This window comes from Thiocapsa sp. (assembly GCF_035467215.1).
In the GTDB taxonomy this organism is placed as follows: domain Bacteria; phylum Pseudomonadota; class Gammaproteobacteria; order Chromatiales; family Chromatiaceae; genus Thiocapsa.
The window spans coordinates 1-2,822 of record NZ_DATITZ010000172.1 but is presented as its reverse complement, the minus strand read 5'-3'; the positions used below and the strand labels follow the sequence as shown (position 1 = coordinate 2,822).

At 66.9% G+C, this 2,822-nt stretch carries 3 protein-coding genes; all 3 read left to right on the top strand.

Features of this window, described 5'->3' with window-relative positions; genetic code table 11:
- The coding region (locus tag VLR48_RS09555) for a glycosyltransferase family 4 protein (RefSeq protein ID WP_325291561.1) at positions 1 to 593 on the top strand (593 nt) is incomplete at its 5' end.
- Positions 590 to 1,507 (top strand): glycosyltransferase family 2 protein, encoded by a 918-nt coding sequence (locus VLR48_RS09550; RefSeq protein WP_325291560.1) that lies wholly within the window; start codon positions 590 to 592, stop codon positions 1,505 to 1,507. The genes VLR48_RS09555 and VLR48_RS09550, both read left to right, overlap by 4 nt.
- A 2-nt stretch (positions 1,508 to 1,509) precedes the next feature.
- Positions 1,510 to 2,541 (top strand): NAD-dependent epimerase/dehydratase family protein, encoded by a 1,032-nt coding sequence (locus tag VLR48_RS09545; protein WP_325291559.1) that lies wholly within the window; start codon positions 1,510 to 1,512, stop codon positions 2,539 to 2,541.
- The last annotated feature ends 281 nt before the right edge of the window (positions 2,542 to 2,822 follow it).

Below are 2,822 nucleotides of genomic sequence, written 5' to 3'. Positions count from 1 at the left end.
GAGTCCATGTCGTCTCGAACATCCACCGGGTCTTCGGCTCGGCCAAACCCTTCGAGGCACGCCGAGGCATCCTCTTCATCGGCGCATTCGCACATCCCCCGAACACGGACTCCGTCCTCTTTCTCTGTCGCGAGATCATGCCCTTGTTGCGCGAGCGCGTCCCGGACATCCGGCTCAGCGTCATCGGGGCCGATCCGCCGCGCGAGGTTCTTGCCTGCGCCGGTCCGGATATCGAGATCCTTGGATATGTCCCGGATGTCGAGCCCTTCTTCGCGGGGTGCCGCGTCTCGGTCGCGCCCCTGCGCTACGGCGCCGGCGTGAAAGGCAAGATCAACCAGAGCCTCGCCCACGGGCTTCCCGTCGTTGCGACCCGCGTCGCCGCGGAGGGCATGCATTTGGTCGACGGTGAATCGGTGTTGATCGCGGACGACGCGCCGGCCTTCACCGAGGCGATCGCGCGGCTCGACCGGGATCCGCTGCTCTGGCAGCGTCTCTCAGACGGAGGCATCCGGGTGATGGAAACCCATTTCGTCTTCGCTGCGGCCGAGCAGGCGCTGCGCGAGGCGCTCGACCTGGTGGAATCCGGCACGTGAGCCCGGGCACATCGGTTCCCGTCGTCAGCGTCGTAGTCGTCAACTACAACGCAGGCGATCTGCTGGGCGAGTGTGTCGGGGCAGTGCTCGGATCGGATGTGTCGGTCGAGGTCGTCGTGAGCGACAACGGGTCGGACGACGGGAGCCTCGCACATCTGCGCACGCTGTTCGGCGCGGATCCGCGACTACGCATCCTTGAGAATCGTGCCAATCTGGGTTTCGCCGCGGCCAACAATCGCGCCTTGCCGCTGGCCCGGGCCGATCGCCTGCTGTTCCTGAATCCGGACTGTTTGGTCCGTCCGGATACCCTGGCTCGCATGCTCGCCTTCATGGACAGCCGCCCGGATGTCGGCATGGCCGGCTGCATCGTGCGCAACCCGGACGGGAGCGAGCAGGTGGCCAGCCGCCGCGCGATTCCGGACCCCTGGATCGCGCTCAAGCGCATCCTGCGGCTCGATCGGCTCTTGCCCGATCGGGGCGGACGCCGCCTGAATCTTCATCATAAGCCCTTGCCCGCCGAGCCGGTCGAGGTCGAGGCGATCTCCGGATCCTTCATGCTGGTGAGCCGGCGCGCACTCGACGCGGTCGGCCCGCTCGACGAGGGTTATTTCCTGCACTGCGAGGATCTCGACTGGTTCGTGCGTTTTCGACAGGCCGGTTGGACGATCGCGCTCGTCCCGGATGTCAGCGTCATCCACCATAAGGGTGCTTGCAGCCAACGCAGCCCACTCCTGGTCGAGCGTCACAAGCATCGCGGGATGGAGCGCTTTTATCGCAAGTTCCAGGCTCGGGGGTATCCGACGCTCTTCAATGGGTTGGTCATCTTCGGCATCCGAGCCCATTTTTGGAGCCGGGTCGTCATCGACACCTTGAGCCGGATCTTCGGTCGCCCGAGACCGGGGAAGACGGACTGATCATGGATCAAGCCTCAAGCGCGCCGCTCGGATCGATCCTGGTGACCGGGGCGACCGGCAAGGTGGGCCGACACCTGGTCGCGGAGCTGCTCGGAACCGGTCACCGGGTAGCGATCGTCACGCGATTCTCGGATGCGGCGCGGACACTCTGGCCGGGGCCGGGTCCGGAGATCCGCGCCGCCGACCTGACCGACCCGTCGAGCCTGACCTCGGTCTGCGACGGCATCGACACGCTGTTCCACCTCGCGAGCTACTCGCCACGCCCGGACGAGCCGGACATCTACGAGGCACCGTCCCACTGGCCGGTGACCGCCGAGGGCACCGCCAATCTGATGGCCCGGGTCGAGGCGTCCGGGATTCGGCGAGTCGTCTATCTAAGCAGCATCAAAGCGATGGGAGACCGGGCCGGTGCGCTGGGCCGACCTGCCGACGAGACGATAGCCCCGGCGCCGGACAGCCTCTACGGTCGCGCCAAGCTCGCCGCCGAGCGCAGCGTCCTGGAGCTTGGACGCGCGACCGGTCGACACACCGCGGTTCTGCGGCTTCCGATGGTCTACGGTCTCGGGGACAGCGGCAACATCGCCCGCATGGTCAAGGCGGTGGCCGCGGGGCGCTTCCCGCCTTGGCCTCGGATCGAGAATCACCGCGCCGCGATCCATGTCGAGGACGCCGTCGCCGCCGCGATCCTGGTGGCCGGCCGGCCCGAGACGGCTGGCGAGGTCTACCTGGTCACCGACGGTCGAGACTATTCCACCCGTTGGCTCTACGAGCAGAGCCTCATCGCACTCGGCCGACCCTTGCCGCGCTGGACCATCCCGCTCCCGGTCCTGCGCCTCGTCGCCGGCATCGGCACCCTCGGCGAACGCCTGACCCGGCGGCGCATGCCGCTGACCCTGGACGGGCTCTGCAAGCTCACGGGGGACGCCTGGTTCTCCTCGGCCAAGCTGGAGCGCACCCTGGGCTTCCGGTCTCGACTGACGCTGGAGACCGAGATCCCTCGCTTGGTCGAGACCATGCGCCGTCGCAACCTGTGAGAAATCAGTTGAGCTGCGAATCGACGTGTTGTCGTTCTCGATGACGACAACCTCCGCAGAAGGCGATACGTTGGGTCTGCCGAAGAGGACGACTGCAAGTCGTCTAGCCCGGGGGTGTCGTCGCTTCGCGACGACCGTCCGCGTCGCTTGGTGATCGGGTCGGGCTGACAGGATTGCGCCCGTCAGCCCTCCCACACCACCGGACATGCGGTTTTCCGCATCCGGCGGTTGAACCCAGCCACCGGTTACGCGGCAGCAAGGTCTGATGGAACCCACAATCC